We start from the raw sequence: 2,197 nt of genomic DNA, 5'->3' as shown, positions 1-2,197 counted from the left end.
TGAGCAAAGCTCAGAGGACAACATGAGTGAGTGCCATTCATGGTCATTTGCGAATGGTTTTATGTGCATTCCGGGATCTTGCCTTTGTCAAATTTGCTGCACAGCATAACTTCGAAATCATGTTATCGTATGTGTTACCACATCTAAATTTTGTTACACAAAATTTAGTAAGCCTTCTTACAAAGTCTTTCGATAGTCAAAAAAGAGCAGGATTCTTAAGGGACGGAGTCCCTTATAACTGCTCGTAGGGCGGAGCCTTACAGAATTTGGGGTGCGGTTTTTCGCCCACAAATAAAAAACTCGGATTTCTCCGAGTTCAAATTATTTTTTAGGCGGTCTCCAGCTTGATTTAAGGGAAACTATCCTATTAAACACAAGTTCATTGTCTTTAGTAAGTTTAGGGTCTACGCTGAAGTATCCGTTTCTTACAAATTGGTATCTATCTCCCGCTTTAGCTTTTTTCATGAACGGTTCAAGATATATTTCTTTTTCATTCAGCGAGTCGGTGTTTAGCGTATCAAGGAAGTTTTCGCTTGATACTTCACTGTTGAATAAAGGTTCCAAAAGCCTTGCTTTAGCTTTTATTGCAGTGCTTCTTTCCACCCAGTGTATCGTACCTTTTACCTTCCTTCCGGTAAATCCGCTTCCCGATTTCGTTTCGGGGTCGTATGTGCATTTAAGTTCGACCACTTCGCCGTTTTCATCTTTTACGACTTCATTGCAAGTAACAAAATATGCTCCTCTAAGCCTTACTTCGTTACCGGGGAATAATCTGAAATACTTCTTAACGGGAACTTCCATAAAGTCATCCCTCTCAACATAAAGTTCTCTGCCGAAAGGTACTTCTCTCTTTTCTCCGTCTTCTATATCCTGGTTATTTTCCATTTCAAGCATTTCTATCTTGCCTTCGGGATAATTTGTTATAGTAAGTTTTAATGGGTTTAAAACGGCGTTCACTCTGTCTGCTTTGAGCTTTAAATCATCCCTTATGAAATGGTCCAACATACCGCTGTCAACAAGGCTGTTTGACTTGCTTACTCCTATCTCTTCGCAGAAATTAACGATAGCTTCGGGAGTAACGCCTCTTCTCCTGAAACCGGAAATCGTAGGCATCCTCGGGTCGTCCCAGCCGTCAACATATCCTTCATCGACGAGCTGTCTTAAATATCTCTTGCTCATAACCTGATTTGTAAGGTTTAGCCTTGCAAATTCTATCTGTCTCGGTCTTTTATTTTTATAGTCATCAAGATTATCCAGTATCCAGTCATACAAAGGTCTGTGGTCTTCGAATTCAAGAGAACAAAGTGAATGAGTTATCCCCTCGATAGCGTCTTCTATAGGATGAGCAAAGTCGTACATAGGATAAATACACCAATTATCTTTAGTATTGTGGTGTTCCTCGTGTACCACTCTGTAAAGTGCGGGGTCACGCATGTTCATATTGGGGCTCGTCATATCGATCTTGGCTCTTAAAACTTTTGAACCCGTCTCGTATTTACCCTCTTTCATCTCTTTGAAAAGCTTAAGATTTTCTTCTACACTTCTGTCTCTGTAAGGAGAATCCACTCCCGGAGTCGCTAAATTACCTCTGTTTTTCTTCATTTCTTCATAGCTTTGGTCATCTACGTATGCAAGCCCTTTACTAATAAGCTCCACAGCATAAGCATACATCTTATCGAAGTAATTTGACGCATGAAGTTCTTTTGCCCATTCAAAGCCCAGCCAGCTTATATCTTCCTTTATGGATTTTACATACATCGTATCTTCCTTTGCGGGATTTGTATCGTCGAAACGAAGATTTGTCTTACCTCCGTATTTCTTTGCGGTAAGAAAATTTATGCAAATCGCCTTTGCATGTCCTATATGCAAAAAACCGTTGGGTTCGGGCGGGAAACGAGTGTATATTTCATCTTTATCGTATATTCCCTTTTCTATATCTTTATCTATTTCATTTGTTATAAAGTTGGACTTGATTTCCCCCATATAAACGCTCCTTTTCGTACTTAAAATTATCTTTACCATTATAATACAATTTTATTAATTATTAAAGATATTTTTTCTTTTTCAAAGAAACAACATTTCTAGGGGCGCTGCCCCTTTCACCCCGCTAAATCTTTGCTCGCCCAAAGATTTAGAATAAAAGGCTCCACTCAATCGCCGTGGTGGCTCTTAACGCGGTCGAATTTTCTAAAAATCT

At 39.4% G+C, this 2,197-nt stretch carries 1 protein-coding gene; it reads right to left on the bottom strand.

The window, feature by feature from the left end; translation table 11 throughout:
- Window positions 1–321: 321 nt before the first annotated feature.
- Complete coding sequence (locus Q0516_RS02405; protein WP_294468996.1) at window positions 322–1,983, bottom strand: glutamine--tRNA ligase/YqeY domain fusion protein; 1,662 nt, start codon at window positions 1,981–1,983, stop codon at window positions 322–324.
- Between the last annotated feature and the right edge of the window lie 214 nt (window positions 1,984–2,197).

Source organism: uncultured Anaerofustis sp. (assembly GCF_938029165.1).
Classification (GTDB): domain Bacteria; phylum Bacillota; class Clostridia; order Eubacteriales; family Anaerofustaceae; genus Anaerofustis.
The sequence above is the reverse complement of the archived record's forward strand: the minus strand, read 5'-3'. Positions and strand labels throughout refer to the sequence as shown.

Bases quoted from the DNA above. Each gene is read 5' to 3' on its own strand.
- Q0516_RS02405 (WP_294468996.1), bottom strand. From the start codon at position 1,983: ATGGGGGAAATCAAGTCCAACTTTATAACAAATGAAATAGATAAAGAT.